Annotated in this window: 21 protein-coding genes; 9 read left to right on the top strand and 12 right to left on the bottom strand. The window is 57.9% G+C overall.

Annotated features, from left to right (window positions below):
- The first annotated feature begins 92 nt into the window (after window positions 1-92).
- The 4 genes from HUU60_09725 to HUU60_09710 are packed head-to-tail and all read left to right on the top strand — an operon-like array spanning window position 93 to window position 7,044.
- Entirely contained in the window at window positions 93-4,766 is a 4,674-nt protein-coding gene (locus tag HUU60_09725) for a hypothetical protein (protein ID NUL82987.1), read from the top strand.
- Window positions 4,763-5,470, top strand: a complete 708-nt coding sequence (locus HUU60_09720) for a VanW family protein (protein NUL82986.1) — start codon at window positions 4,763-4,765, stop codon at window positions 5,468-5,470. The genes HUU60_09725 and HUU60_09720 overlap by 4 nt, the downstream gene beginning before the upstream one ends.
- Window positions 5,430-6,302: a 4-(cytidine 5'-diphospho)-2-C-methyl-D-erythritol kinase gene (gene ispE / locus HUU60_09715; protein ID NUL82985.1), complete on the top strand. Its 873-nt coding sequence runs from the start codon at window positions 5,430-5,432 to the stop codon at window positions 6,300-6,302. Before HUU60_09720 ends, ispE begins: the two co-directional genes overlap by 41 nt.
- A complete protein-coding gene (locus HUU60_09710) occupies window positions 6,292-7,044 on the top strand; it encodes an NTP transferase domain-containing protein (GenBank protein ID NUL82984.1) in 753 nt (250 codons plus the stop codon). The genes ispE and HUU60_09710 overlap by 11 nt, the downstream gene beginning before the upstream one ends.
- On the opposite strand, the gene HUU60_09705 is transcribed toward HUU60_09710, so the two are convergent.
- Together HUU60_09705 and lipB are read right to left on the bottom strand one after the other, a co-directional pair.
- Window positions 7,018-10,962: a hypothetical protein gene (locus HUU60_09705; protein NUL82983.1), complete on the bottom strand. Its 3,945-nt coding sequence runs from the start codon at window positions 10,960-10,962 to the stop codon at window positions 7,018-7,020. The two genes, HUU60_09710 and HUU60_09705, sit on opposite strands and share 27 nt — an antisense overlap.
- A gap of 21 nt (window positions 10,963-10,983) precedes the next feature.
- Entirely contained in the window at window positions 10,984-11,646 is a 663-nt protein-coding gene (gene lipB, locus HUU60_09700; protein ID NUL82982.1) for a lipoyl(octanoyl) transferase LipB, read from the bottom strand.
- Between the two features lie 51 nt (window positions 11,647-11,697).
- On the opposite strand from lipB, the gene HUU60_09695 reads away from it, so the two are divergent.
- Entirely contained in the window at window positions 11,698-13,275 is a 1,578-nt protein-coding gene (locus HUU60_09695; protein ID NUL82981.1) for a phosphoglycerate dehydrogenase, read from the top strand.
- Window positions 13,276-13,360: 85 nt separating this feature from the next.
- On the top strand, window positions 13,361-14,773 hold the full coding sequence (locus tag HUU60_09690; GenBank protein ID NUL82980.1) for a hypothetical protein: 1,413 nt from the start codon (window positions 13,361-13,363) through the stop codon (window positions 14,771-14,773).
- Window positions 14,774-14,776: 3 nt separating this feature from the next.
- On the opposite strand, the gene HUU60_09685 is transcribed toward HUU60_09690, so the two are convergent.
- A complete protein-coding gene (locus HUU60_09685; protein NUL82979.1) occupies window positions 14,777-15,514 on the bottom strand; it encodes a hypothetical protein in 738 nt (245 codons plus the stop codon).
- A 43-nt stretch (window positions 15,515-15,557) separates the two neighbouring features.
- On the opposite strand from HUU60_09685, the gene HUU60_09680 reads away from it, so the two are divergent.
- The 3 genes from HUU60_09680 to HUU60_09670 are packed head-to-tail and all read left to right on the top strand — an operon-like array spanning window position 15,558 to window position 16,932.
- A complete protein-coding gene (locus HUU60_09680; GenBank protein NUL82978.1) occupies window positions 15,558-16,157 on the top strand; it encodes a tetratricopeptide repeat protein in 600 nt (199 codons plus the stop codon).
- Window positions 16,154-16,465 (top strand): YggT family protein, encoded by a 312-nt coding sequence (locus tag HUU60_09675; protein NUL82977.1) that lies wholly within the window; start codon window positions 16,154-16,156, stop codon window positions 16,463-16,465. The genes HUU60_09680 and HUU60_09675 overlap by 4 nt, the downstream gene beginning before the upstream one ends.
- On the top strand, window positions 16,462-16,932 hold the full coding sequence (locus tag HUU60_09670; GenBank protein NUL82976.1) for a DivIVA domain-containing protein: 471 nt from the start codon (window positions 16,462-16,464) through the stop codon (window positions 16,930-16,932). Before HUU60_09675 ends, HUU60_09670 begins: the two co-directional genes overlap by 4 nt.
- On the opposite strand, the gene aroC is transcribed toward HUU60_09670, so the two are convergent.
- From aroC to HUU60_09625, 9 genes are all read right to left on the bottom strand, one after another.
- Window positions 16,920-18,002, bottom strand: coding sequence for a chorismate synthase (aroC, locus tag HUU60_09665; protein ID NUL82975.1), 1,083 nt, complete (start codon window positions 18,000-18,002; stop codon window positions 16,920-16,922). The genes HUU60_09670 and aroC overlap by 13 nt on opposite strands.
- Window positions 18,002-20,512, bottom strand: a complete 2,511-nt coding sequence (locus HUU60_09660) for an NTP transferase domain-containing protein (protein ID NUL82974.1) — start codon at window positions 20,510-20,512, stop codon at window positions 18,002-18,004. The genes aroC and HUU60_09660 overlap by 1 nt, the downstream gene beginning before the upstream one ends.
- Complete coding sequence (ribD, locus tag HUU60_09655) at window positions 20,513-21,619, bottom strand: bifunctional diaminohydroxyphosphoribosylaminopyrimidine deaminase/5-amino-6-(5-phosphoribosylamino)uracil reductase RibD (protein NUL82973.1); 1,107 nt, start codon at window positions 21,617-21,619, stop codon at window positions 20,513-20,515.
- Window positions 21,600-21,917 (bottom strand): hypothetical protein, encoded by a 318-nt coding sequence (locus HUU60_09650; protein ID NUL82972.1) that lies wholly within the window; start codon window positions 21,915-21,917, stop codon window positions 21,600-21,602. The genes ribD and HUU60_09650 overlap by 20 nt, the downstream gene beginning before the upstream one ends.
- 7 nt (window positions 21,918-21,924) lie before the next feature.
- On the bottom strand, window positions 21,925-22,587 hold the full coding sequence (locus HUU60_09645; GenBank protein NUL82971.1) for a ribulose-phosphate 3-epimerase: 663 nt from the start codon (window positions 22,585-22,587) through the stop codon (window positions 21,925-21,927).
- On the bottom strand, window positions 22,584-24,290 hold the full coding sequence (locus HUU60_09640) for a protein kinase (protein NUL82970.1): 1,707 nt from the start codon (window positions 24,288-24,290) through the stop codon (window positions 22,584-22,586). The genes HUU60_09645 and HUU60_09640 overlap by 4 nt, the downstream gene beginning before the upstream one ends.
- Window positions 24,287-24,484: a hypothetical protein gene (locus HUU60_09635; protein NUL82969.1), complete on the bottom strand. Its 198-nt coding sequence runs from the start codon at window positions 24,482-24,484 to the stop codon at window positions 24,287-24,289. The genes HUU60_09640 and HUU60_09635 overlap by 4 nt, the downstream gene beginning before the upstream one ends.
- The gene (aroB, locus tag HUU60_09630) at window positions 24,463-26,022 is read right to left on the bottom strand and encodes a 3-dehydroquinate synthase (protein NUL82968.1); all 1,560 of its coding nucleotides are present in this window, start codon (window positions 26,020-26,022) and stop codon (window positions 24,463-24,465) included. Before aroB ends, HUU60_09635 begins: the two co-directional genes overlap by 22 nt.
- A gap of 67 nt (window positions 26,023-26,089) precedes the next feature.
- Window positions 26,090-26,993 (bottom strand): hypothetical protein (locus HUU60_09625; GenBank protein NUL82967.1); only part of this gene is annotated, 904 nt, incomplete at its 5' end.

Below are 26,993 nucleotides of genomic sequence, written 5' to 3'. Positions count from 1 at the left end.
CGAGTAGGAATCGCGCCCCAGAAACTTCCGCAAGTCCGTTGCGCAGGAGTTGCCGCCAGGCCGTATAATTAGGCTGTCAGGAGGCCCTCCAAATGCCAGGACGCAGCGCCGTCGTCGTGCTCGTTATCGCCCTCTATACCGCCATCGGTTTGGTCGCCATCGTCCAGAGCGAACAGCCCAAGGGTCGCGCTTCGTTCCTAATGGTCAGCTCGTACACGGGCGCGCCCATACCCCATGCAACGGTCAACCTGACCAGCGGCGACCGCTACAAAACCTATACGTCCGATCAGCATGGCCGGATTCCCGGGCGCACGCTGCCGGCAGGCAGTTGGCGCGTCTCTGCCTACTCTCGCGCGCACAGCGCAGAAAACGAAACGGTTACTATCGCCGAAGGCGAGGCTCGCCAATTCGTCGTAACAATGAAGCCGAACCGACCGTTTCTCAACCTCATTCATCCGCAATCGGTCTACCTGCCCGATGAAGAGATCAAGATCGCGTTGCAGGGCTTTGACGCGAACGCAAACGAGATCGAGATCGAACTGCTCAAGGTGGACTGGTCGGCAGTACCAGCCGGAAACAAGCGAGGAATCATGTCTCGACTGGAGGGACTTCGGTATGGCTGGTGGCAAGGCGGCGAAGAATTGGCCCGCTATCGCCAGAGAATGGGACAGCAGATGAAGTTGGTTGCTTCCACTCGGTCGGCCATTGAGAATCGCGATGCCGAAGGCGTGTTCCTTGAGTATGCGCCCATCAGTCCCCAAGGCCCGGGCGTCTACGCGGCGGTGGTGCGGGCAGGCGCTCAAAGGAGCATCGCGCTCATCATCGTTACATCGGTCGGGTTAGTCGTAAAGTCGGCGCCGAACCAAACGATGGTTTGGGCGACCGATCTGAAGACTGGCCGCCCCATAGCCAACGTGCCGATCGAATTGTACGGCGACGAGAGCGCCTTGAGCGCATCGACTAACGCACAAGGATTAGCCGCGCTCGATGCTAAAAAGACGTCTGGGAATCTGTTGGCTGTCGCGCTCGATCCGTCTACCCGCGCGCCCACCGCTTGGGCCAGGGTCTATCGCTATGACGAAGGGGGGCGCTCGGGCGGGCTATCTGGGGCCATTTACTCCGATCGGCCGGTCTATCGCGCCGGCCATATCGTTCGCTTTAAGGGCGTACTGAGGAATCACACCCCAAACGGCTACACCGTGCCGGGCGGCCAGCCAGCGCGGGTCAAGGTTCGCAACGGCGAGAACGATCTCATTTTCGATCAATCCGTGCGTCTCTCGCAAACGGGTTCGTTCAACGCGCAAGTCAAACTGAGCGCAGAGGCGGGTTCGGGCCTCTACTCCATGACCGCAGAAACCGACACTGGGCAGGCCAGCGGCGAGTTCATGGTTTCGCAATATCGCAAGCCGAGCATCGAGGTCAAAGTCCGACCGAGCAAGCCCTTCTTTGTCGGTCGAGAGGCGCCGCGATGGGATATAGAGGCAGGCTACTACTTTGGTCTCCCGGTCGCCAATGCAGAGATTCAATATTCGGTCTATCGCAGCCGAGTCTATGCGTTTGGCGAAGACGAAATGCTTGACGAATATGACGGCGAGTATTATGGCGAGTATGTCGGCGACGGGGCGACTCGCACGGACGATGCGGGCAAAGCGACCGTCCATTTTGATTGGGGATGGGCGAAGAAGGAAGAGGAGGCAGATTCCTACTGGGATCAACCGGGAGACTACGAGTACAAGTTGGTCGCCTACATCACTGGCGAGGGTTATGAGTATGCCTCTGGCGAGGGCAAAGCGCTGGCAACCCAAGGCTTATGGACCGTAGGGATCGAATCCTCTCTTTACTATGGCGGTCTGAACTCTGAGTTCGAGTTTGGCGCTGTCGCAACAGATCGAGCCAGTGGAGAGGAGCGCGAAGCGAGCGCCGTCTGGCGGGCAGGCGTAGTGAATTGGGATAGCGAGAAAACGACGGTCGACTGGCGATTGCAAGGCTCGGGCGACGTGTGGAGACAGAGGTTCGATCGGCCAGGCGAATGGCTGATCGAGGCGAACGTGCGCGACGATCAGGGCAACCCGATCAAGGCGCGACAGTGGATTTACGTCTCCGATCGTGCGGGAGCAGACGCTCCCCCCGTCCGCGATGCGCTGAAGGTAATTCTCGACAAGGCAAACTACGCCGTCGGAGAGAAGGCGAAGCTGCTGGTCCGCAGTCGCGTGAAAGAAGGCTGGGTTTTGGTCAGCGTCGAGGGAGATCGCATTCACAGAGCCCAAGCGTTACAAATCTCTCGCGGCCAAGCAGAGTTGGAAATTCCGATTACAGCCGCGTTCACGCCCAGCGCATACGTCTCTGTCTGTATGACCGCCAACAAGCGATTCTTCTCGCGCAGCGCCCCCATCCGTATCGGATCGGAGGACAAGAAACTCACGATCGAAGTCGAATCCGACAAACCGAAGTACGAGCCGAGAGAGAGAGCGCGCTTGCGATTTCGAGCGACTGCAAACGGCCAACCGGTGCAGGCAGAGATCTCGGTGGCGGTGGTCGATGAGGCGATTTTCGCCATTCGCCGCGACAAACCAGAGACGCTCTTCAATTCGCTCTACGCTCGGCGACCAAACCAAGTCTCAACGGAGCATTCCTTCCCGTGGCTGGCGCTTCAGGGCGATAAGTCCGGCTCGGAATCGCCGCGCCGCTACTTCCCCGACACCGCAATGTGGCTGCCCACAATCACGACCGATGCTCAGGGTCGCGCCCATGCAGAGCTGGTCGTGCCCGATTCGCTCACCGAATGGCGAGTAACCGCGATCGGCCACACGGCGCGGACAGAGGTCGGTCATGGCATCGGGCGGTTCAAATGCTCGCGACCGTTTGCCGTTCGACTCTCGGCGCCGCTTGTTTGGGTCGAAGGCGACGAGGCGCTGATCAGCGTGGTGGCATCGAACGACAGCGATCAGCGTCAAGAGGGCGAGGTGTGGCTGGAAGGCGGGATCAAAGCGGATCGAAAGCGAGTTTCGATCGAACCGGGCGCGACGGCCGCTGTATCATGGAGGCACAAGGCCGACAAGATGGGCAACATGGAGATCGTCGCTCGTGGCGAAACGCGCGACGGCAAGCGAGACTCCGAGGCCAAGACGATCGAAATCCTGCCCTTTGCGACCTATCGATCTCAGTCGGCGAGAACCACCTTGCAGAGCGGGGAGAACGTTGTGCGACTCTCCTTGGACCCCAGGCTGATTCCGGAGTATTCACGGCTGGAGCTGCGCGTTGCGCCCACCATCTTGTCTCAGATCATCGGCTCGCTCGACTATTTGGTGGATTATCCCTATGGATGCACCGAGCAGACCATGAGCCGGTTCTTACCCAGCCTGATGGCCGGTCGATTGATGCAGGAACAGGGCTTGGCAGAGCCCATCGTGATGAAGCGGGCGCGAGAATCGGTCGCGCAAAGCATCTCGAGGCTCTATCGGTTCCAGAATTACAGCGGCGGATGGGGCTGGTGGGAAGAGGGCGAGAGCGACCCTTGGATGACGGCCTATGTGCTGCGAGGGCTGTGGCTGGCCAAGCAGTACGGCCAGAATATCGACGAGAAGCGGTTGACCAGGGCTCGCGATCACTTGACCAGGTCCCTGACCAGCGCTTACAGCGATTATCGACCGAGAACGCCAGATCAAGTCGCCTTTGCTCTGTTCGCACTGGCCGAATCGGGCGCGCCCATGCCCACGCTGGCCTTTCAGGTCGGCGAAAACAGAGACCGGATCGTGTTGCTGAACAAGGCCGAGGATTACAGCGCAATGGGCATGGCGCATCTCTACATGGCGCTCAAGAAATGGGGCGCGGAATCTGTAATGCCCGGGCTGTTGGATAAGATGATGCTGCTGTCTGAAGGCAACCATTGGCCCGTGCGGCACAACGACTACTGGACGACTGCAGCCGAGCAGACGGCTTGGGTCTATTTGGCGCTCAGCCGAGCCGGAATCGACGGCGCCAGGCTTACGGAGATCGCCTCGTGGCTATCCCGGCAGCGCATGGCAGACGAGTGGGGCAGCACAAAGGCGACGGCCGCGGTGATGGAAGCGCTGTTGGATCATGCGAGGCGGTTTCGCGTCTCCGCTGCCGCTGTCCGAAGCGTTTCCATATCGGTAACCGGCAGCAGCCCGATCAACGTCGCCATCGATGCAAATCCGGCGCTAGAGACTCTGGTCTCGCTCGATCCGCGCAACCTTCGCGCAGGCGCGAACGAGATAAAAATAAACGTTACAGGTCCGCCCGGCGCGATCGGCATTGTCAACGTTCGGCAAGCGATAAAGATTCAGGAAATCGAGGGCGAGGTGATCGGCGGGGCCTCGATCAAGCGCGACTACATGCTTTTGGAGAGCCTGAGCGGGGGCGCAGAGGCCGTGGGCCGCTCGCTACGGTCTGGCGATCGAGTGCGAGCGGGGTCTCTGATCAAGGTCAAGTTGACTTTGCGGTCTGCCGACGCCAAAAATTGGCAACGGCTTTTGATCGAAGACCCTGTGCTGTCGGGTTGCCGCCCTATCGATGCCGAACTGCCGCTTTCCGGCTATTCCGACTCGGCCTCATGGTCGCAAGAGATGCGCGACGACCGAATGCTCTTCGCGATCAACTACTCTTGGGGAGACGAAATCAGCGTTGAATATGTGCTTCGCGCTGAGACGCCCGGCGAATTCCGCGCGCTGCCTCCGATTGCTTGGACCATGTACGGAGACGGTCGGGCGACCGGATTGCCCTTCCGGTTAGGAGTTCGGGAATGAAAGCGGCCCTACTGATCGTGCTGACGATGGGCGCATTGGCGATCGGGCTGCGCAGCTCTCCCGATTCTCGCCCCACTGAACTGGCGCGATTTGACACGCCGTTGGCGGGTCGGACGCCTGGACAGCGGCACAACGCAGCGTGGGCGGCCAAGCGTTTGAGCGGCGCAGTGATTCGGCCGGGCGCAACGCTGTCGTTTAACGAAAGGGTTGGCCATTGGATCAGCTCGGAAGGCGCAGCACGAGCGCCGGTCAGCTTTGGAGGGACATTGGCCGTCTCTTGGGGAGGAGGCGTCTGTCAGACTTCAACAACGCTCTACAACGCGGCCTTGTTGGCGGGTTTGACCATCGTCGAGCGGCATCCGCACGATGTGGCGCCGCTCTATGTGCCCGCCGGACTAGACGCGGCAGTAGCGCAGGGAATCGCCGACCTTAAGCTGAAGAATCCATGGCCTGTGCCGGTGCGCATCCATGCAACGGCCGAAGGCAAGCGACTAATCGTTAGAGTTGAAGCCCTGGGCCGGGTTGAAAAGCCAGAAATTCGGACAGCGGTCGAAACCGTTTCCGTTCAGGCCGCGCCGGATGCGCCCGGGCTAAAGCGTCAGGTTGGAAGAGACGGTGCAAGGGTTCGCGTTTGGCGGATTGTCGGCGACCAGTGGGAGGATTGTGGAGAAAGCGAGTACGCACCCATCCCGCGCGCAGATTAGGGCCAATGCCAAAGTCAACCTTGTCTTAGAGGTGGGCGGACTGCGCGGCGACGGCTACCACGAGATCGCATCCGTCATCCTGCCCGTCCATTTCTGCGACAGCCTTACGATAGAGGCCTCCCAACGCGACGAAATTGCCGTTCCGCACTATCCCGAGCTAGAAAACCAAGACAATCTTGCTTGGCAAGCGGTAGAAGCGTTTCGAAAAGCGACGGGATGGCAACAGCCTGTGAGCGTGAAGATTGACAAACATATCTGGATAGGGGCGGGATTAGGGGGCGGCAGCAGCAATGCAGCGGCCGCTCTAAGAGCGCTGAAAGAAATAACGGGAATCGAAATCGACCTCTCACCGATCGCCGCAAAAATCGGATCGGACGTTCCTGCAATGCTGTTCGACGCTCCTGTACTAGCCCGCGGACGAGGCGAGATCGTCCAGCCGCTGGCCAATCTGTCGGTCGGGGCTTCTTTTCTAATTGCCAAGCCCAAACAGACGTCCTGCCCTACCGCATGGGCGTATCAGGTTCTGGATCGGCATCGACCCAAAGGAAGCATAGAGGGACGAGCCGAAGCCCTGGCCCAAGCCATACAGTCGATCAACGCTTCTGCCGAGCTGGCCGAGCATCTTTACAACGATTTCGACGAGGCTATCACGAAAGAACTGCAGGATGTCGCCGAGCTTCGCGATCGGCTCTATCAGAGCGGCGCATTGAAGGTGGTTCTGACGGGAAGCGGATCGGGACAGATCGCGCTGTTCGACGACGAACTCAAGGCGAATCGCGCCGCTGAGAGTTTGGTCGACTGCCTTACCAAGGTGGCACGACATGGGAATTGACGCGGTGATCTTGGCGGGCGGGCGCGGCGACCCAGCAGGATTGGCCGAAGCGGGAGTCGAGAGCTGGGCAATGATGCCCGTCAGAGGCAAGCCCATGTACGCGCATGTGCTGAATGCCGTTCTGGGCTGCGAACAGATCGACCGGGTTTCTATTGCCGGTAACGTGCCCGAAGGCGAGGGGTATACGGTCATCGAACCCGGCGCGTCTCTGCTCGAGAATGTGCGAAAAGGGTTGGAAGGATCGATGGCCGAATGGGTTCTCTTTGTAACCGCGGACATCCCGTTCGTAACCTCGGAGGCATTGAGCCGCTTCATCGCCGATTGCCAAGAATCGGGCGCAGACATCTGCTATGCGATCGTGCCGGCGGAGGCCTGCCGCGCAAAGTTCCCCAACATCAAACGCACGACGGCCAAACTGCGCGAAGGCGAGTTTACGGGCGGCAATCTGTTCTTCGTCCGACGCCAATCGGCTTTGGGCCAACTGCATCGGCTGGAAGAGCTCTATGCTTACCGAAAAAGCCCCGTCCGGCTCGCAATGGTCATCGGTTTGGGGGTGCTGATTCGCTTTGTGCTAGCCAGGTTGATTTCCCCAAAGCTAATCAGCCTCCGGCATGTCGAAGAACGCGCCTCGCTAGCGATCGGCGTTCCAGCGCGCGCGATTGTGTCGCCCTACGCCGAGGTCGGCGCCGACATCGATACTGCCGAGCAGTGGCGACTAGCAACCCAGGCCGAACGAGACTAGCACGAGCGCAAGATCAACATCGTCCACAATGCCGTCGGCATTCAGGTCCTCGGGGCACCCAATGCACGTGTTGCCAAAGGCCGCCAGCACCATCGCAAGGTCTACGTCGTCAACGCAATCGTCCCCGTTCACATCGCCCACGAACATTACAACCAGCCGAACGCGGTTGGACAGATATTGTGGTCTTAGCGACTGTCCGCCCGAGAAGATAGGCGAATTGATGATGCTAAAGCCGCCATTGCGCGTTGTGGCAGTGATGATATCGTAAGACGAACCTAACGGCGGGATAAAGCCGTCTACCAGCTCGATGTCCAGTTCTCCGCCAAGGTTAACGATGTTTCCGACGACCAGCTTGTCAAACTCTGTGAGGCTCTTGACCTGAATCTGTACGCTGCCCGTGCCGGACTGCGTGTAATTGGCCGTTACGTTGATCTGGCCAATGTCCAGCGGTCCACCGGGTTCGACAGAGCCGCCCGAGTTTGCAACGCTTCCCGTTACCGTACCGTTGCCGTGCAGACGGCCGCCTTGCAGCCCCATTGGGCTGCCAAACTGGAGATTGCCGCCGTTGAGCCAAGTTTCGCCCGTTGTCTGAATATAGGGCGATCCGAAGTTGATCGTGCCGGACCGGGATTCGACCAGCATCGCATTATTGAAAACGCCATGAGTCAGGGTTGTTGTCCCGGCTCCGGCGATCTTTCGGAAGTTGCCGTTGTTGTTGATAGCGCCGGCGGCTCCCCCGGTCGTATCGATCGTTGTACCGTCTCGAACCTCGAACTCGGCATCGGGGGAGTTGGTGATCGATGAAGCGCTATTGAGGCGCACGAAGCCTTCCGCATGGAGCATGGTTCCATTGTTAACAATCGAGTGACCCGACATACTTTTTATGGAAGTCGTTGCGGTCTCAAAATGGCCGTTGTTTATCAGTTGCGAGCCGGTCAGCGTGCCGCCCTCCCAAAACATGCCCGAAGGAAACGATAGGCTCGCACCTGCGCCCGTCATATTCAGACTAGACATACGAGCCTGACCCGTTCCAGAACCGTTGAACGCGCCTTCAAAACTGGTCGTGCCGCCGCCCACGAAACTAAGGACGGTTCCCGGCGCCGTAAACCAACTTCCAGCCACCGATCGAATCGTTCCCGAGACGGAGCGCAGCGTACCGCTCTCCACTCGAACGGCGCTCCTATTTTCAAACGTCGGAACACTGATCATCGCAGTGCCGCTACCGCCGCTCTTCTTCATGGTTCCTCGATTAAGAAAAGTCGTTTGCGCTCCACCTGTATAGTCGATCGCAAAGTCTCCGGTTATGTCGAAAGTCGCCCCGGGGTGATTATCGAAAATGCCGCCGGAGTTTATTCGCAGGAAGCCGCCATCAAAGAAGCATTGGCCGCGATTGTTGAGCGTTATGGCCGAGATCGTCTTTACTGCGCCTGTGGTCAGCCGTAGCAAGTCGTCGTTGTTCAGAGAATTGCCGAATATAGCTCCTGACACCCACTCTGCGCCTCCGTTAGAAAAGTCGAGCGTGGCGCCATTTGGACCAATATTCAAACCTGCGAAAACAAATCGACCGGAGCCTATGCCTTCGAAGAGGCCCTCGAAGAGGGTTCCCGCGCCACCGGTTATCGAAATGGAAGTGTCGGCTTCGGCTTGCCAAACCCCGCTGGACAAGATGGTTCCTGAATTGACGTTCAACTGACCCAATTCGACCTGGACAATTCCAGAATTATCGAACGCAGGCACAGATACGGTCGCCGCGCCCGTTCCGGCTGTCTTTTCGAAAGAACCGAAATTGTTGAATCGGGTTTGGGCGCCGCTTGTGTAATCGATCGCGAAGTTTCCGGCCACTTCGAAACTGGCATTGTTGTTGAACACGGAACCACTGTTCAAACGAAGGAAACCATCGGCCAAACGGAAAAGGAAGTTGTTGTCGAACGTTGCGTTGCTAAGCGTCTTGACATTGCCGGTCGTGGCCAGCACGACCTGGTTGGAAGCAACCGGCCCGTTCGAAACAGCGCCGCTCGTCCACTCAGCCGGTCCGCCAAGATTCAAAGTCAAACCGTTGGAATTAAGAGCGAGGGAACTGAACTCCAGAGTGCCTGTCGATGGTCCGGCGAACTCGCCTTGAAGGTTCATTCCACTTGACAAGACTACTCTGGCGCCGCTGGCAATGTCCCACGTGTTGCCAGCCTGAGCATTGACATTGGTAGAGTTGAGGTTAAGAATGCCGCCTTGCACTTCTACCGTATTGCGGTTATCGAAGTTGGGGTTGCTGACGATAGATAGGCCGGCTCCCGTCTTCCGTATCAAACCCTGATTGAGAATCGTTGAGGCGGCGCCGCCGGTGTAGTCGATCGTAGCGCCTGAGGCCAGCTCGAGCAATCCCGTTGCGGCGTTCGTCCATTGCGTGCCCGAGTTCATTCGCAACCAGCCCGCTTCGAGAGCCGCGTTTCCATTGTTGACAACAGACACAGAATTGAGGGACTTGACACTGCCCGTCGTCATTCGGATGCGCCCGGCATTGGTCAACTGATTGCCATTGATCGAACCCGACTCCCAGACAAAACCGGCGTTCGTCATGTTCAATTGAACGCCCGCCGGGCCAATCGAAGGGTTGGCGTTCAAAACCATAGGGCCTGCCCCGTTGCCCGTGTAGATGCCTTCCCACTTGGTCCCGCCGAAAGAGCCGACAAGGGCGATCGAGGCGCCTCCAAAGATGCCCCATGTGCTGGCGCTCGTTACTGTGGGGACATTGAGCGATAATGTTCCCGCTTCTACCGAGATCGTGCCGGAGTTGTTGAACACCGAAGCGACGATGCTCGCCGTCCCGCTGCCTGCAATCTTTCGGAAAAAGCCGAAGTTGTCGATGATGGGGCCAACACCGCCTGTCGTATCGATGGCGACGTCTCCCATGATGTCGAACGTGCCGTTGAGGGTGTTGGTCAGTTTCGAACCGCCGTTCATTCGCAACCAGCCGCCTTGGTGCCGCATGGTCGCTGCTCCGCCGTTGATGATGTGCAGGCTGTTCATCGACTTGACAGTGCTCGCCGTCAAACTCAGGATGCCGCGATTGGTAATCTGATTGTTCGTCATCGAACCGCTAGACCAGGTAAACCCCGATCCGGCGATGAAGTTCAGCTCCACATTGTCTGGATGCACAACCCAGTTGCCGCCAAAGTTGACCAAGCCGGGGCTGTTTCCCAGCAAGATGCCCTTGATACTGGTGGAGCCTGTGCCGGTGATGTCCAACACGCCATTGACGGCGTCCCACCTTGAGTTGTCGCTCACCACGGTCGGCGAATTGACCACAAGGGTGCCAGAGTTAGAGGCGATACCGCCTCCGGTAGTCGTAAGAGATTGAAAGTTGACAGTCGCCGTGCCGCTGCCGGCAGTCTTGGTGATAAACCCCGAGTTTTGAACGTGCAGGCCTCCGCCTCCGGTCGTATCGATGACGGCGTCGTGCAGGTTCAGTTGGGCATTGACTAGATTAGCAAAGACGGGGGAAGAGTTGCAGCGCCAGAATCCTTCTTGAAGCAGAATCGTACCGTTGTTGACCATCCCGCCGCCAGACATCGTCTTGACCGAGCCGGTCCTGAACAGGGATGAACCGAACAGATCTAAGTTGGCGGAGCCAGAAATCGAACCGCCCGACCACTCTAGACCGTTGTTGACAATCAACTGAACGCTGCTGATTTGAAGATTACCGCTCAGGAACAGGCGCGCGCAGGAGTTAGCTTGCGCTACCCCAACGGTGTGTAGAACGGTGGCATTGTCGTTGATGCCTGGAAATCCGGCGATGTTCCACGTTTGCGGTCCTCCGCCGTTGCTGTTCCGCCAATCGCCGTTGCGGGCGGAGATAAAGTCGTCAGCCCAGCCTGCATAGGCGAGCAAAAGAGTTATAGAAGCAATGCTAATCGGTTTCATACGCCCTCCTTTCTGCAGAAATTATAACACGGTATTGAGCGCGTCGAGGTCTAAGTCGAACCCCGTACTGATACGCTTATTGACCGCCTGCTTCACGGCGTCCATGCTGGGCGGCTCTCCTAACTGGGCCGCCATAGAGGTAGCCCGATAGCCGGTCAGACCGCAAGGCACGATGAGATCGAAAGCGCTCATGTCCGGATCGACATTGAGGGCGAAGCCGTGCAGGCTGACCCACTTGCTGACCTTGATCCCTATAGCGGCCAACTTCTCGCCATGAACCCAAACTCCGGTGTTGATGCTCGAGCGCACGCCCTTGATCCCAAATTCTGCTACGGCCTCGATGAGCGCCTCTTCGATGGCTCGCAGAAATTTGTGCAAGTCTGCGCCATGATCCTTGAGGTCGAAGATGGGATAGCCGACCAATTGGCCAGGGCCATGATAGGTTACGTCGCCGCCGCGATCGGTCCTGACGACTTCTATGCCCCTTTGCTGGTACTCCTGCTCCGTCAAGAGCAATGATTGACCTGCAAATGCCCGGCCGAGAGTGATGACCGGAGGATGCTCGACCAGTATCAGCGTATCGGGCGCAGAGCCTTCGACGCGCAACTGATGCCTCTGCCGCTGGACTGCCCAAGCCTCTCGGTAGCCCATGCGCCCCAAATCGAGCAGTTCGCCTGGCCTCACTCCCCTATCGTACCCAACTTTAGGTATACTTGCGGCTCGACCACGCCTACGATGAACAGAGTCCTAGTTAGCGATCCCATCCCAGAAATTGGCCTAAAACCGCTGGTTGACGCCGGCATCCCATACGACCTAAGAGTCGGGATGACGCCGTCTGAACTGATAGAGGCAGTCCGAGAATACTCGGCTTTGATGGTGCGATCGGAAACCAAGGTAACCGCGCCTGTCATCGAAGCGGGCGCAAATTTGAAGATTATTGGAAGGGCGGGCGTCGGCGTCGATAATATCGATGTAGAAGCGGCGACGCAGAGGGGCATCGTGGTCGTCAACTCGCCCGGCGGCAATACGGTCGCTGCGGCCGAGTTGACCATGGCGCTGCTGCTCTCGCTGGCAAGATTAGTGCCCCAGGCCGATCGATCATTGCGATCAGGAGAATGGAAAAGGTCTAAGTTTGTCGGCGTAGAGTTGTACAAAAAGACGATCGGCATCGTCGGATTTGGCAAAATTGGACGAGAGGTCGCTCGGCGAGCGAGAGCCTTTGGAATGCGGGTATTGGCGTTTGATCCGTTTATGCCGGTCGAGACAATCGAACAGGCAGGCGTCGAAGCCGCATCGTTAGAGCGCCTGTTCGCAGAAAGTGACTTTGTTACGCTGCATACGCCGCTAAACGACCAGACCCGGCAGATGATCAATGCCGAAACGCTGGCCAAGATGAAGCCGGGCGCGCGCATTGTCAATGCCTCTCGCGGCGCCATGATCGATGAAGAGGCGCTGGCCACAGCGATCGAATCGGGCCATATCGGCGGCGCAGCGTTAGACGTTTTTTCAACCGAACCTCCGCCGCAAGATTTGAAGTTAGCGCGCATGGAGCAGACCGTTGTAACGCCGCACTTGGGCGCCTCGACGGAAGAAGCGCAGACAGCGGTCGCGTTGGACGTTTCCGAGCAGATTGCAAACGTCCTACAAGGACTGCCGCCCTCAAGTCCGGTCAACATGGTGGCGGTGGATGCCGACGCGATGGCTAGAGCGCAACCCTATTTGAGGCTAACGGAACAGATCGGAAAACTGCATGCGCAGCTGGCGTCGAGCCCGGTTACAGGCGTGGTAGCCGAACTCTATGGCGATTGGAACGGCCTCCCCACCGAGATGATTGTTCGCGCCTCCATCGCCGGTCTGCTGACCCCCATGCTTTCGCAGCCTGTCAATCTGGTCAATGCCCATCTTATTGCCCATGACAGAGGGATCCGAACGGAAACGCGCCTGATTGAAAGCGATGACCCGCCAACGGTAACGATAACAGCCTCTACTCTAGACGATTCAAGGTCGATATCGGGCGCATCGTACGGCGTCGGTGGCATTCGAATAACCGAGGTTGACGGATTGCGCGTGGATTTGCAGCCGGAGGGCCTGTTTATCTTTACACAGCACCAAGATCAGCCAGGCGTTATCGGAAGCGTCGGCACGCTTCTAGGCGAATCGGGCGTTAACATCGCTCAGATGTATGTTGGGCGAGAACATCGAGGCAGTCGGGCGATCATGGCGTTCAAGATCGACGATCCGGTAGACGAGGCCGTTTTGAACCGACTGAGATCCTTGGACGGCGTTCAGACGGCGATTCTCGTAGAACTTTAAAGAGGTCCAAAGGAATCTGCCAGCGACCGTCGAATGAGGGTATTCTATGTCGCTTAACCAAGTTCAGGGAGGAGGTCCCAGCACCATGCGAACAAACCTGATGTTCCTCGCGGCGGCGGCCGCACTATGCACAGGCGCAACTGCACAGACGCCAGACGTCAAGGTCAGCGCGCTCAATCAGAAGCGCGACGTGGCCGTATCGGTGAAAGGCGCCAAACCTTCTGCCATTCAGTTGTCGATCGATGGCGCGGCGGTCGCTTTCCAGGTTGCCGATTCGGGGACATCGATTTTTCCGCTCAGTTCGGTTCCTTTAGCCCCGGGCGTGCACGAAGTGTCCGTGCAACTGTTCGACCAAGAGGGACGACTGCTGTCAGAAACCTCCCAGTTGGTCGAGCTGGAGGCCGACCCGCTCGCGCCGATCATGGTGCAATGGCCGCGCTTCAATGCGACCGTTTCGGGCCTTGTCGAGGTTCGGATTCAAGCCAAAGGCAACAAGCCGTTCGTTTCACTGTTTGTCGATAAAGAGTTTCGAACGCTTCGCAACTACTCGCCTTATTCGTTCGCATGGGACACGACGCTGGAGACGAACGGATGGCACCTAATCGAAGCAAAACTGTACGACGACGGTTTGGGCACGCTCATGTCGCCTCCGGTTCGCGTTTATGTCAATAACGTCGGCGGTCGCACGGATCGGCGGAGCGAAGCCACAACTTCCGTGCACGACGCGAACGAAGCCATGGCCGAATCTCGTCCGATCGCGCGTCCCATCAAGCCATCGGAACTGATGGTCAATGCGGCTCCCGATATCGCGTCGGGATTGTTCAGCGCGCCGCTCAATGCAGCGATGGCCAGCTCGGCTCTGCGAAACGGCAAGGGTTTTGAGGCCGTCCCCAATTCTGGCCAGCGGGCGTTTGTGCCCGAGTTTGCTCCCGTCGCCCCTAGAACGGTTTTGCCCGCTCTGGCAACGATGGCCGAGCCGAACTTGCCAGGATTGGCCAAATCGCCCGTTCGCTCTTCCGAAACTACAGTCCGACAGGCCGGTCAGCGGCTTGAGCCTCCCAAGATCGCATCAGTCTTGCCTGCTAAACGCACGGTGGTTGCAGAAGCCCCGATTCCAGTTCGCAAGGGCGTCAAGATCGAAGGTTTGAGCGGTCCGTTTGCAGTCATCATGGATGCCAACCCGGTCAGTTTCGACGTCTCTCCTCGCGTCCACTTTGGCGTACCTATAGCGCCTGTGCGACAGATCTTTGAGAACGCGGGCGGCCGTCTGTTCTGGAATCAGGCCGACCGCACGGTTACCATAATCGGCGCGCCCAAGGAAGTTTGGATGAAGGTCGGGCTGAACGCAGCACGGCTGGACGGCGATTCGATTACTTTAGAATTGCCGCCCATGATCATCAATGGCCGCACGCTTGCGCCAATCTCCTTTATTCAAGAAGCGCTCGGCATCGATTGCGTCTACGATCCTTCGCTTGGCGCGATCATCATCGGTCAGTAAAGTCTACGTTGGCGGGAGTTTGAGCCAGTCGGGCGCTTCTTCGGCTTGTGCCTGAGCAAGCGGCCTGATTTCGGTGATGGCTCCCGCTTCGACTAACTCGAACCGGGTCATCTCGGCCTTGCGCTTTGTAATGTTGGTGAACAGCACAATGGGCAAGGTCTCTAAGAGCTTCTTCACGTCCAATCGGTTGAGGCTGAGCATCGATTCCAAAATCATGATCACTCGATCGGGATGTCGGCCAACGCCCGTCAGCACCAATTCGTGAGGCGCATTCTCATCCACGGCGACAACCCGCTGCGCTTTCGAAACGTTCATCTCGCGATTGCACTCTTCGCAGATGCCGGTTGTCGCTCGGGCAGAAATGCGCTGCATAGAGCCGCAATTGGGGCACTTAATCTGCTTTGCATCGACCACCTTGCCGTTCTCGATCTGCACCAGTTTCATGCAGTGGTCGCATGCAAAGTCGCGGACTGGAGGCGCGGTGAACTCAGTGTCTTGGTTGCAATAGGGGCAAGTAACCGGAAAGCTCGGAATGCTGCGCGTTTGAAGGTAGCCATAGATTGCGTAAAGCAAGGCCGCACCGCCGCCGATCACCAACAGCCAGCCTATATGCTGAAACCAGTCGCCATACTTGACGACCAGCCATCCAAGAAAGAGGCCGAGCACGCCGCCTCCTCCCACGACCAGAATCTTCGACATCGCCTGCTCAAGTTCGTTCGAACGTTTAGTCGGCTCGTCCATGTTTCCCTCCATTCCCTGCGCTCGTTGTGTCAAAATAAAGAGCATGAGCGCATTTCGTTGGCGCGTCTCTCTATTCTTATTATTCTCGATAGCGGTCGTCTCCTGCCTGCTTGCCCAACAGAAACCGCCAGCCTTGACATTGGCCAAGCTTGGTTTTATCAACGAGCGCGTAGAGGAGCAGATAACGATCAGCGTCGATTATTGCTGGCACAACGGCTACCACCATTGGATGATGGGGATGCTTTTCTTCTTGATCGAGATCGATCCGAAGAATACCGAGCGCTATTCGACTCTGGGCTGGATCCTTTCGAGCAATGGGCGGCACTCCGAGGCTGTGAAGGTATACGAGCGCAACATGAAGGAAAATCCAGGTCTGTCGGACGCCTTCTATGACGCGGCCTATCACTTCTACCAGCGCAAGGATTACGCCCAAGCCGTCAAGTATGCCGAGATGGCAGCCTCGAAACCGGGCGCGGAGGGCGTCGTGTTTCGGTTGCTGGCGCATAGCTACGAGCGCACTAATCAGTTTGCAAAGGCGCTAGCCGCTTGGGAGCGACTCTTGAAGATTGCTCCTAACGACGGGGCTGCGCAGGGCAACATGAAGCGTATAAGAGAAAAGATGCAGAGGTCGCAGAAGCCATGATGCTGAACTGGCGGCTTCAGCAGCCGACCGATCTGCTGATCTGGATGATAAACCTGCTTGTGCTGTGCATTCTCTTTGAGGTGATTCTTTCTTGGTTGCGGCTGTTTAACGTGCGCGTGCCGCTCTATAATCCGATCATACGGTCGATTTTGAGGGTGAGCGGGGCGATCCTCTCGCCCGTGCGCGACGTGCTGTGGCGGTTTACGGGTCGGATGGGCTTTGGCGGGATGTCGATCGACTTTTCGCCCATCATTGCGCTGGTGGGTCTGATGTTTCTCTCAAATCTAATCGTGAGGATCTTTGGATGAGCGACCGCGGACGGATTACCGTGCTGGAGATAGAAAGCCGAGCGTTTCCTCGCCGAATGCGCGGATACGATCCGACAGCGGTGCAGCTCTTTCTACAAGAGATAGCAGCCGACTATGACGATCTTCAGGAGGAGAATCGGCGGTTAAAGTCCGAACTGGGTTCCGCCTCGACTGAGACCGACAAGTTTCGCTCGATGGAAGACACACTGAAAGAAGCGCTGATGTTGGCGCAAAAGTCGGCAGACGAAGTCCGCGCCAATGCCCGCAAAGAGGCTGAACTGATCCTGGCCGAGGCCAAACTGCAAGCCGCCAAGTTAGAAGAAGAGATTGCAGGTCTAAAAGCGCAAAAACGACTGATCATCAGCGAGATCCGAGCCTTGCTCCGAACGCATTTGGACGCGTTGCCGTCCGATGTTCATGCCGCCGTCCAGATAGAAGCAGAAGAACCAGTCGCTCAGTCGCATTGAGCCTGATGGCGCAGCGCGTGGTCGGCCAGGGTTAGCGCCACCATCGCCTCCACCATAGGCACCGCTCGTGGAAGCACGCAAGGATCGTGGCGGCCCTTTGCTTTCAGAATGGCGGGATTGCCTTGCCGATCGACCGTCTCTTGCGGCTTAAAGATCGTCGACGTCGGCTTGAATGCGACGCGGATCACAATGTCCTCTCCATTGGTGATACCGCCTTGGATGCCGCCAGAATAGTTGGTGCGGGTACGAATTCGGTCGGCTCCATCGTTGTAGAACGGGTCGTTATGCCGGCTGCCCGTCATTCGCGCGCCAGCAAAGCCCGAACCGATCTCGAAGCCTTTAGACGCGGGCAAGCTTAAGACCGCCTTGGCCAAGTCGGCTTCGAGCTTATCGAAAACTGGGTCTCCCCAGCCGGGCGGACAGCCGCGAGCCACGCAACCTACGACGCCGCCAATCGAATCGCCTTCCTTTCGGATTTCCTCGATTCGTTCCTGGATCTTTCGCGCCGCGGCTGGCTGCGGACATCGGGTTGGCGTGGCTTCTACCTGCGCTATGGTAACTTTGCTTGGATCGACCTTGGCGCGAACGCCGCCAGCCTCGGCCACCCATCCGACAATTTCGACTTGGTATCGATTGCGCAGCAGTTGCTTGGCGACCGATCCTGCGGCTACTCGACCAATGGTTTCCCTCGCGCTGGCTCGCCCTCCGCCCTGCCACGCGCGCAGGCCATACTTCGCATCGTAGGTGTAGTCGGCGTGAGAGGGTCGATAGAGCTCCTGAATCTGGGCATAGTCGCCAGGGCGCGCATCCTGATTGTGAACCAAGAGACAGATTGGCGTACCCAGCGTGCGACCATCGATCAATCCAGATAGGACCGCGACGCGATCTGGCTCCTTCCGTTGCGACACCAGTTTGCTTTGGCCGGGTCGGCGACGATCCAATTCGAACTGGATTTCATCTAGGTTGATTTCGAGGCCAGGCGGACATCCATCGACAACGACGCCGACCGCCGTGCCGTGCGATTCGCCAAAAGTCGCGATCTGAAACAACCTCCCAAAGACGCTGCCCACTACCGAATGGCCTCGATCCTCTCTGCGTACTGGTTCAGCAGAATCTCGGCATCCTTTTGAGTCGGACCTTCGACATGCAAGTGGAAGACCGGCTCGGCCGAATCGGGCAATACCAGCGCCCACGCTTCGTCGTGATGAATCTTGATGCCGTCGATCAATTCGACCCGAGCCTCGCGCGACGCATCTTCGGTCAGCACGCGCATGATTCGACCTTTCAGTTCCCAAGGGCATCGTATAGCGCGGCTTGCGACATAACTGGGCGGCACTTGATCGTAGACTTGGCTCAACTTGAGTTCGGCCTTTTGGGCCATCTCTAATAGGCGAGCGAATGCGAACATCGCATCGAAGCTCGGCTGGAACTCGGGGAAAAGCAGGCCGCCTTCCATGTCGCCCACTAACGCAACGTTATCGGCGCGTTCTGCGGCAATGGTCATCAGTGATCGGGCGTCCGTCTTGGTACGGATCACATGGGCATCGTAGGGTCTGAGAAGCTCTTCAAGGCTGCTCGGCGCGGTGATCGGCGCCGCAATCGAACATCCCGGCCTAGACTTGGCGACCAAGAGCGCATAGGTCATCAAGAGGCCGTAGCCTGAGATCAGCCTCCCTTTCTCATCTACCACATTAAGCCTCTCGCCTTCGTTTTCGAACAGCACGCCGCAATCAGCGTTCAGACTTCGCACGATTTGTTGAAGATTGGTGCGAAAAACATCGACATCTGCGGGGCTATGGGGCGCTTTGGACGGGTCCGGATAGGCGTTGAGCGAGATCACATCGTGCCCGAACTGGCCGAGCATTCCTGGGTAGATCGACGCCACTCGGCTGTAGGCGAAGTCGGCCACCAAGCGCAAAGGCTTCGTCGTTTGCTCGTGCTTTAAGGCGCTCAAGAACCCGCTTTGGTACTGCTCGATCGCCCGCGAGGCAAACTCGATAGTGCCAACTTCGCTCGGATCGCAACGCACGAAATCTTCGCGGAAATAGAGGTTTTCAACCTTTCTCTCTTGGTTTTTCGAAAGATAGATGCCGCCTTGATCGTAAAACTCGATTAGGGTTGTCTTGGCGTTGATGGGCGCGGCCCGCACTGTTACGCCGCCGACCGCCTGAGTCGTGCGAATGGCATGGCGGACGATCGGCAAAGGCATGGACCGAAGATCCATGACCTCGATGCCTGTGGACAGAAGTCCGGATATAAAGGCGCGTTTGATCATTCGAGAGACTTTGAGCGAATCGCGCGAGGTAACGACGATGGAGCCGCGAGAGAGAGACGAACCGTAGGCCGCGCCCAGTTTGGTGGCCAGTTCGGGCGTGATTTCGATGTTGCTCAGGCCTTGCACGCTGAGATTTCGGAACAGCGAGCCGCGCCAGTTCTTGCCCCAGATCAGGCTCATGTTTACGGTCGAGCCGCTCTCGATATATTTGTCCGGCCACAGTTTGATTCGCGAACGAATGACGCTGTCGCCATCGATCATGCATCGGTCGCCCACTACGGCGTCCTCTTGAATCTGAACGGCCTCCTTGATGGTTGCGCGGCTGCCCACGATAGCGCTCTGGACGGAAGAGGCATGGCCAATGTAGACGCTGTCCCACAAGATGCTCCGCGCAACCACGGCATTTTCCTCGATAATACAGTTCTCGCCGATCACGGCAAATGGACCGACCACTGCGCCTGACTTAATCTTGGAACTGGCTCCAATACAACTCGGCGCAATGATCTCGGCGGCTGGATCAAGGTATGCGCCTGCGCCTACAAAGATGCCCGGCTGTTGTTCGACGCCCGGTATATCCAAGTTGACCCTGCGCTGCAACAGGTCTTCTTGCGCAGTCCGATACTGCTGCAACGAGCCGACGTCGCTCCAATACTCGTTCATAACATAACCGTAGAGCGCCTTGCCCTCTCTCATAAGGAGCGGAAAAAGGTCTTGGCTGAAGTCGTACGGCGCGTTTGGCTCCATAAAGCCGAATATCTCCGGCTCTAGAATGTACATGCCGGTATTGACCGTGTCGGAAAAGACCTCGCTCCAGCTGGGTTTTTCTAGGAACCGTAGAATGCGACCGTCCTCTTGTGTGATGACAACGCCGAACTCGAGAGGGTTCTGCACTCGCGCCAGGATAAGCGTGGCGAGCGCGCCCTTTTGACGATGGAAGTCGAGCGCAGGCTGAAGATCGATGTCGGTCAGCGCATCGCCGCTCACGATAACGAACGTGCCTTCGCTCAGATAGTCTTCGGCTTTCTTGACGCTGCCTGCAGTGCCAAGCGGCGTATCCTCGTGCGAGTAATAGAGGTTCATCTCCCATTCAGAACCGTCGCCGAAGTAACCCTCGATCGCCTCCGCCAGATAGTGGACCGTGGCGACCACAGTGTCGATACCCTGTCGCTTCAAGAGGAGCAGGATGTGCTCCATGATCGGACGATTGCAAATGGGCGTCAGCGGCTTCGGACGGCTCGCTGTGATGGGTCGGAGCCGCGCGCCCTCGCCGCCCGCCATAATGACTGCTTTGAGATTCTTGCTCACTTATTCCTTAGGTTCGCCCAAAACGCTTAGGTATCCTTCAAATTGGAAGTCGGGACCCGACCGGCGCCATGAGACATTGTTCAGCTTCGGTGCATCGGCGATTGATTGAACGCCTTTGGATCGGAAGAAAGACTCTTGCCCGCCGACAAGGATCGGCGCCACAAAAAGTATAAGTTTGTTGGCCAAACGCTGGTCAAATAAACGTGCCGCCAATCGAGCGCCGCCCTCGACCAGCAGGCCCGTAACGCCTCGACGCCCCAAATCTTCCAATGCGCCCTTCAGGTCGACCGGCCCTTTTCCGCCTTGCTCCACGATCTCAACGCCTCGGTCTGCCAAAGATGCGCGCTTGAGTTTAGGGATGGACTGACAGTACAGGATGGTTGGCGCCAGGGCAGTGTCGAAGAGATGGCTCTGTTCTGGCGTACGTCCGGCGCTGTCGAATAAAACTCGAAGGGGCTGGTTGACGACGCGCAGATGCCTTACGGTGAGTTGAGGATCGTCCTTGCCCGCGGTACCGCTACCGACAGCGACAGCGCCGTGCAGCGCGCGGAGCTTGTGCGCGGCCTTGCGAGAAGGTTCCGAACTGATCCATTGGCTATCGCCCGATGCGGCAGCGATCCTGCCGTCCAGGCTGATGGCCAACTTGATGGTTACAAACGGCCGTTTTGTTTGGTGAAACCAAAAGAATTTCTCGTTGATCCGCATGGCTGACAGAGCAAAATCAGTGGCGTCTAGCACACGGACGGTTAGCCCGGCTTCTTTAAGACGATCGAGCCCGGCCACTTTGGGATTTGGGTCAAGGTTCAGGATTGTTACTGTGGAAACTCCTGCGGCGATGATCGCGTCTGTACAGGGCGGCGTTTTGCCGTGATGCGAACAGGGTTCGAGCGTGCAGTAAAGTTCGGCGCCTTTGGCGCGTTTTCCTGCCTTCGCGAGGGCGATCGACTCGGCATGAGCTTGGCCAGCCGCGTTGTGAAAACCCTCGCCGACTATGGCGCCGCCCTTAACAACAACCGCGCCCACGTGCGGGTTAGGCGCCGGAAAGCCTCGTTTGGCCAACGATAGGCACCTGCGCAAAGCCAGTTCGTCAATCTTGCTTAGGGTCATCTTCAGAGAACTTTCTTGACAGTTCCTTTACCAGCTTCTCTCGCTCTTCGTTCCATGCCGTCGCATTATCGGTTGCAAACTCCTGGATGGCGCGTCGAATCTCTAGCCATGCCAGGCTCACTGTAACGATCAAGAGCATCGTGATCGTGCCCCAACAGAGCGCCAAAATTGAAAGATATGCGTTGCGCGATCCAGGCATGGCGGCCGGCCCCAGCGCCAACAGCCAGATGGCGAAGGGAATCATGAGTACGGTCAAGAGCAAGAATGTTGTCAGCCACGCCCGATTGGAGAGGGCCATGCCGGGATTATACCGGGGATGCGATCGAGGATCGAAGCGCCTTTACGCCCTCTGCCACGCTGGCCGCCGCAAAGACGCTATTGCCGGCCACCACTGCTTGCGCGCCTGCCGCCACTGCGTCGCCGATGTTGGAGGGGGTTATTCCGCCGTCGACCTGTAACAGCGCGTCCGATCCTCTGTCGGCTATGAGTTCGGCGGCTCTTCTTAGTTTGTCGATGGATGCGGAAATGAACTCCTGTCCGCCAAAGCCTGGGTTGACCGACATGATCAGCAAGAGGTCGATGTCTTTGACGACTTCTTCGGCGCTGGATAACGGCGTGCCTGGATTGAGGGCAACGCCCGCCCGAACGCCCAGTTTCTTGATCTGCTGAATGGTGCGGTGGACGTGGGGACAGGCCTCGATGTGGACGGTGATAGAGTCCGCGCCCGCATCGGCATACTCTTTCAAGAAGTCCCAGGGTCGTTCGATCATAAGGTGAGCGTCGAACGGCAGATTGCACTGGCGGCGCAGGCAGGAGATTACCGGCGGACCAAAGGTGAGATTGGGCACGAAACGGCCGTCCATTACGTCCAAATGAAGCCAATCGGCACCGGCGGCTTCCAATTGTTTGGCGGCTTCGGACAGGCGGCTCAAATCTGCCGACAAGACAGAGGGCGCCAGCAAGATCACTTCGCAATCTCCCGGATCAATTCTTCATCGATATAGACGCGGATCTTGACCCGCGACCCGTATCCTACGACATCGAAACTGACCGTCTCGCCGCCGTCTCGGGTTTCGTCTACCACATCGCGCACGCTCATCTGATCTTCCACCTCTATGCGAACGCGATGCTCGCCGGGCGGAATGCGGACGTTAGTAACGAACGAGCGCGGATTGAGCGCGGACGGTTCGTTGGTCGTTTCTTCCTGCACATCATCGAACGGGGCTGTATCGGCGCCGCGGCTAACGATAAGGGTAATGGGTTGGTCTCTGGAGACTTTGCTGCCCGGAGGCGGCAGTGTGGCCATCACTTTTCCCCACTCGATAGCCTCGCTCGGGCGTTCTTGCACTCGATCGGAAACGACGAGACCCGCTTTTTCCAACTCTCGCCTGGCTTCGGACGCTGGCAGGTTCGTTACGTCTGGAAGGTCGACGGTGCGTTCGCCAAGGCTGACCCAGACTTTAATGGTCGAGCCTTTTTTGAGTTGTCGGCCTTCGGGAGCGCTAGAGAAGTAAATCGTGCCGGGGACTGCTTTTGGATTGTAGTCTTGTCGCTCGACCTCGATCGTAAAGCCAGAATCGGCGGCCGATCGGCGGCCTTCTTCGACCGATAAGCCGACCAATTTAGGAGCAGGAAGCTCATCAGGCGCAACGTAGAGCGAGAGCACAAAGCCTATTAGTACGAGCACCGCCAGGAGCGCGGCGGCGCCCATAGCCTTGAGCATAAAGCGCATCCATGCCGGCAGGCTATCCTCTTCTTCGTCCTCGTCGTCTATCTCTCTTGCCTGTTGGCTAACGACCGCTGTAGCGGCAGGCTGATCGAACGGCGTCCAGTTGAGCGGCTTGCCGAATCGGAGCGCCTCCTTGACCTCTCTTAGATCAGAGATCAGTTGTTGAGCGCTGGCATATCGATCCGACGCTTCTTTTTGAAGGCACCGCTGAATGATGATGTCGACCGACTTAGGCACAGCGGCATTAGAAGCACGAGCAGACGGAGGCGGATCTTGCATAATGCTGCGCGCTATGTCGGGCGGGCGCTCTCCTCTAAACGGCGCAGCGCCCACCACCATCTCGTATAGCATCGCGCCGACTGCATAGATGTCGCACGAGGGCGATGGCGATTCGCCCGCGATTTGCTCTGGCGAAGCGTAATGGATCGCCAAAGCGGTGCGGGCTGACTTGAGGGTTGGATCGGCATCGTAGACGGAAAGCAATCCGAACCCGGTTACCGAGACTTGCCAATCGGGTCCGACTATGACGTTTTCTGGACGAAGATCGCCGTGCGAGACGCCGGTAGAATGGGCGGCGGCAATGCCCTCTGCTATTCCGAGCGCGATGTCCACGGCGATGGCGACAGTGAAAGGCGCCGTGCGTTGGATGCGCGCTCTAAGGTCTATCCCGCGCGAATATTGCTCGATGAGGAATAGGTCGCCGTTGTGCTCCTCGATGCCCAGCATCTGGCAGATGTTCGGCGCGCGCAGGGCGCTAAGACTGCCGACAACGCTGCGCAGCGCGGCTACTACCGCTGGCGAGGCCGAAGCTACGGGCCGGAGCGATTTAAGCACCACGTTCTTGCCCGTTGCGAGTTCCTTAGCGCGATGCGCGATGAAGAGGGGCGACTCCCCTATGGCTTCGAGAAGTTCGTAACGACTGGAAACGATGTTTCCGGTCACTTGCGCACCGCCTGCAGTCCCAACAATGCGAAGTAAACGATGATGGCCAAAGCGAAGGCGGCAGAGACGGTTTTTGCCAACGGAGCATCCGGCTCCCAGCCCGTGCCCAGGTGAAGCGCAAAGGATGCCGCGAGTATCAATGCGACGGTGGCTCCTACCGCATCGATCGGCTCTACGCTTCTTCTCTGATCCACTCGATGGCCTCCCTGATCAGGTCCTTTGGCGCGTCTTGCAGAACAACGCTCTTCCCTGCTTCTTGCACTATTGCCATGCGCACTCGATCGGCCGTGTTTTTCTTATCTCGCTGGAGCGCGCTCATTATCTCGTCTGTCGGTGGCAAGTTGGCTCGAACGGGCAAGCCTTGGCGTCTTAGCGCTACAGATAGCCGATCCAACAGGCTTTCGTCGGCGATGTCCATTCTCCATGCTATGTAGCTTTCTGCCATCATTCCAAGTGCGACGGCCTCTCCATGTAGGATACCGCGAAATCCCATCGCTTGTTCCAATCCATGGCCGATCGTGTGTCCAAAATTGAGAATTACGCGTCGACCTTGGCGCTCGAGAGGGTCTTCGTTCACTACGCTGAGTTTGAGTTGAGCGCAACGATGGACAATGTTCGAGCGCAAGTCGAACCAATGTACAGGGTAGGGCTTCCAGATAGATCGCTGTTGGCATCGAAGAAAGATAGCGGGATCGAGAATGGCGCCGTACTTCACGATTTCTGCCGAGCCATTGACCAGTTGTCGTCTGGGCAGCGTCTCCAGCAGAGAGGTGTCGCAGACGACCGCTGTCGGCATGTGAAACGCGCCCGCAAGGTTCTTGCCCAGTTTTAGATTGATGCCCGTTTTGCCTCCAATGGCCGCATCGACCTGCGCCAGAAGCGTTGTAGGCATCTGAATATAGTCGATGCCGCGCATGTAGACCGCCGCCGCAAAACCTGTCAGGTCTCCGATGACGCCTCCACCCAGCGCAATCGCTGCGTCGTCTCGTTTGAGGCCAAACGAGGCGAAGTCCTCTAAGAGCATTTCTAGCCTCTTCAGAGACTTCGATTTCTCACTGGAAGGAACTTCCATGATGGACGATTTGCCGATTCTTCTTGCAATGCCGTCGGCATGCTTGTGGAGGCGAGGATGCGTAACGATAGCGAACTTCGATGCTTTTGGCAGCAGTCGCGCGGGGATGTTTTCGTGAATCAGGTCGGGGGCAATGTAGACGTTGTCTCCCGCCATGAGAGGTCTTTTTGATGTAGGCGCCAGACTGTCCGCAAGGACGCCCACGGTCTTAGAGACGGAGCGATCGGTATCGATGCTTATGTCGCAAAGGGCGTAGTCGCTACTTCGCGCTGCAAGCAGGCGTCCCAACGAACTCTTGTCTTTGTAAAGCGGGCGGACCGCGGACTGTGCTATGCGTTGCTCCAAGACACTTATCGGAGCGTTGAGGCAGACGATGCATCCATTTTTCATCATGATGGCGACGTTAGCTGAGGATGTTACGGCGCCGCCTCCGGTTGCTACAACAGCGCCCTCGGTCGGAAGATTGCGCAGTCGTTCGGATTCAATCTTTCTGAATCCGGCTTCGCCATGAAGTTCGAACAGTTCGGCAATAGTCTTGCCGGTATGTCTCTCGATCTCCTCATCCAGGTCGATGAAGCGCAGATCGAGTTTCTTAGCCAGGGCGCGGCCGATGGTGGTCTTGCCGCTGCCCATCATCCCGGTTAAGAAGAGAGCGCTCATAGAAAGAGGGCGGCGAGCAAGATGCGTTGCTCGCCGCCCATGCGTAGCGATGTTGATGCGTTCAAGCTTAGGGCGATACCACCCCGCTGGCGCCAGGCTCGTCGGGAACGACCGTCGCCGTTACAAAGATGAGAAGTTCGTTCTCTTCGATGTTGTCGTTTCGGCTTCGGAAGAATTGGCCGATGAGAGGAAGGTCGCCGAGGATCGGGACTTTGGACTGGCTGCCTCGTTCTGACTTTCGCACGAGACCGCCGATGACCATCGTCTCGCCATTGCGAAGGCGTCGGACGGTTACGACCTGCTGCTGAATGACGTCGGGAATTTCGCCAATGGGGCCTCGTCGGAACTGACCGAAGTCGGCTACCACCGGCGTCAGCACCAGCGTGATCGTACCGTCGTTGTTGATTCGAGGCGTAACGGACAGACTGGTCTGCGCGGTCAGCGGGATCGGCACTGTGGTGACGATCGGCTGGCCGCCCTGCGGGCCAGGCAGGATCTGTTGCGTAAAGATGGTGGTCTGGATCGCGTCGATGATCGTGGCCGGCGTGTTGTTCATCGTAGTGATGATGGGAGCGTTGACGATTTTGCCGACGCCGCTGCTCAGTTGGGCGCGCAGGTCGGCCACGACGCTGCCGTTGGCGTAGTTGACAAAGACCTGGGCGTTTACATCGGCAAAACCGGTTGCGCCGGTGCTCATGTTGACGCGCGACAGGTTCCAGTCGATACCGAACTGATTGAGCCAGCTGCTCTGGACAGTTACGAACTCGGCCTTGATAATGACCTGCTTCGGAGGTACGTCCAGATAGCGGATGATTCGTCGGATGTAATCGACGTCTTCGTCTCGCCCGCGAATGATGATGCTGTTATCGATGTCGAGCGCAATGATTGCAAGGCTCTCGTCGCCAGGCGTCGGGGGTTGCAACGGGTTGCCTGCAGTCGCCTGACCGCCGCCGCCGCCGAGTCCGCCGCCC

The sequence above is a fragment of the Armatimonadota bacterium genome (assembly GCA_013359125.1).
Lineage (GTDB): Bacteria > Armatimonadota > Fimbriimonadia > Fimbriimonadales > GBS-DC > JABWCR01.
The sequence above is the reverse complement of the archived record's forward strand: the minus strand, read 5'-3'. Positions and strand labels throughout refer to the sequence as shown.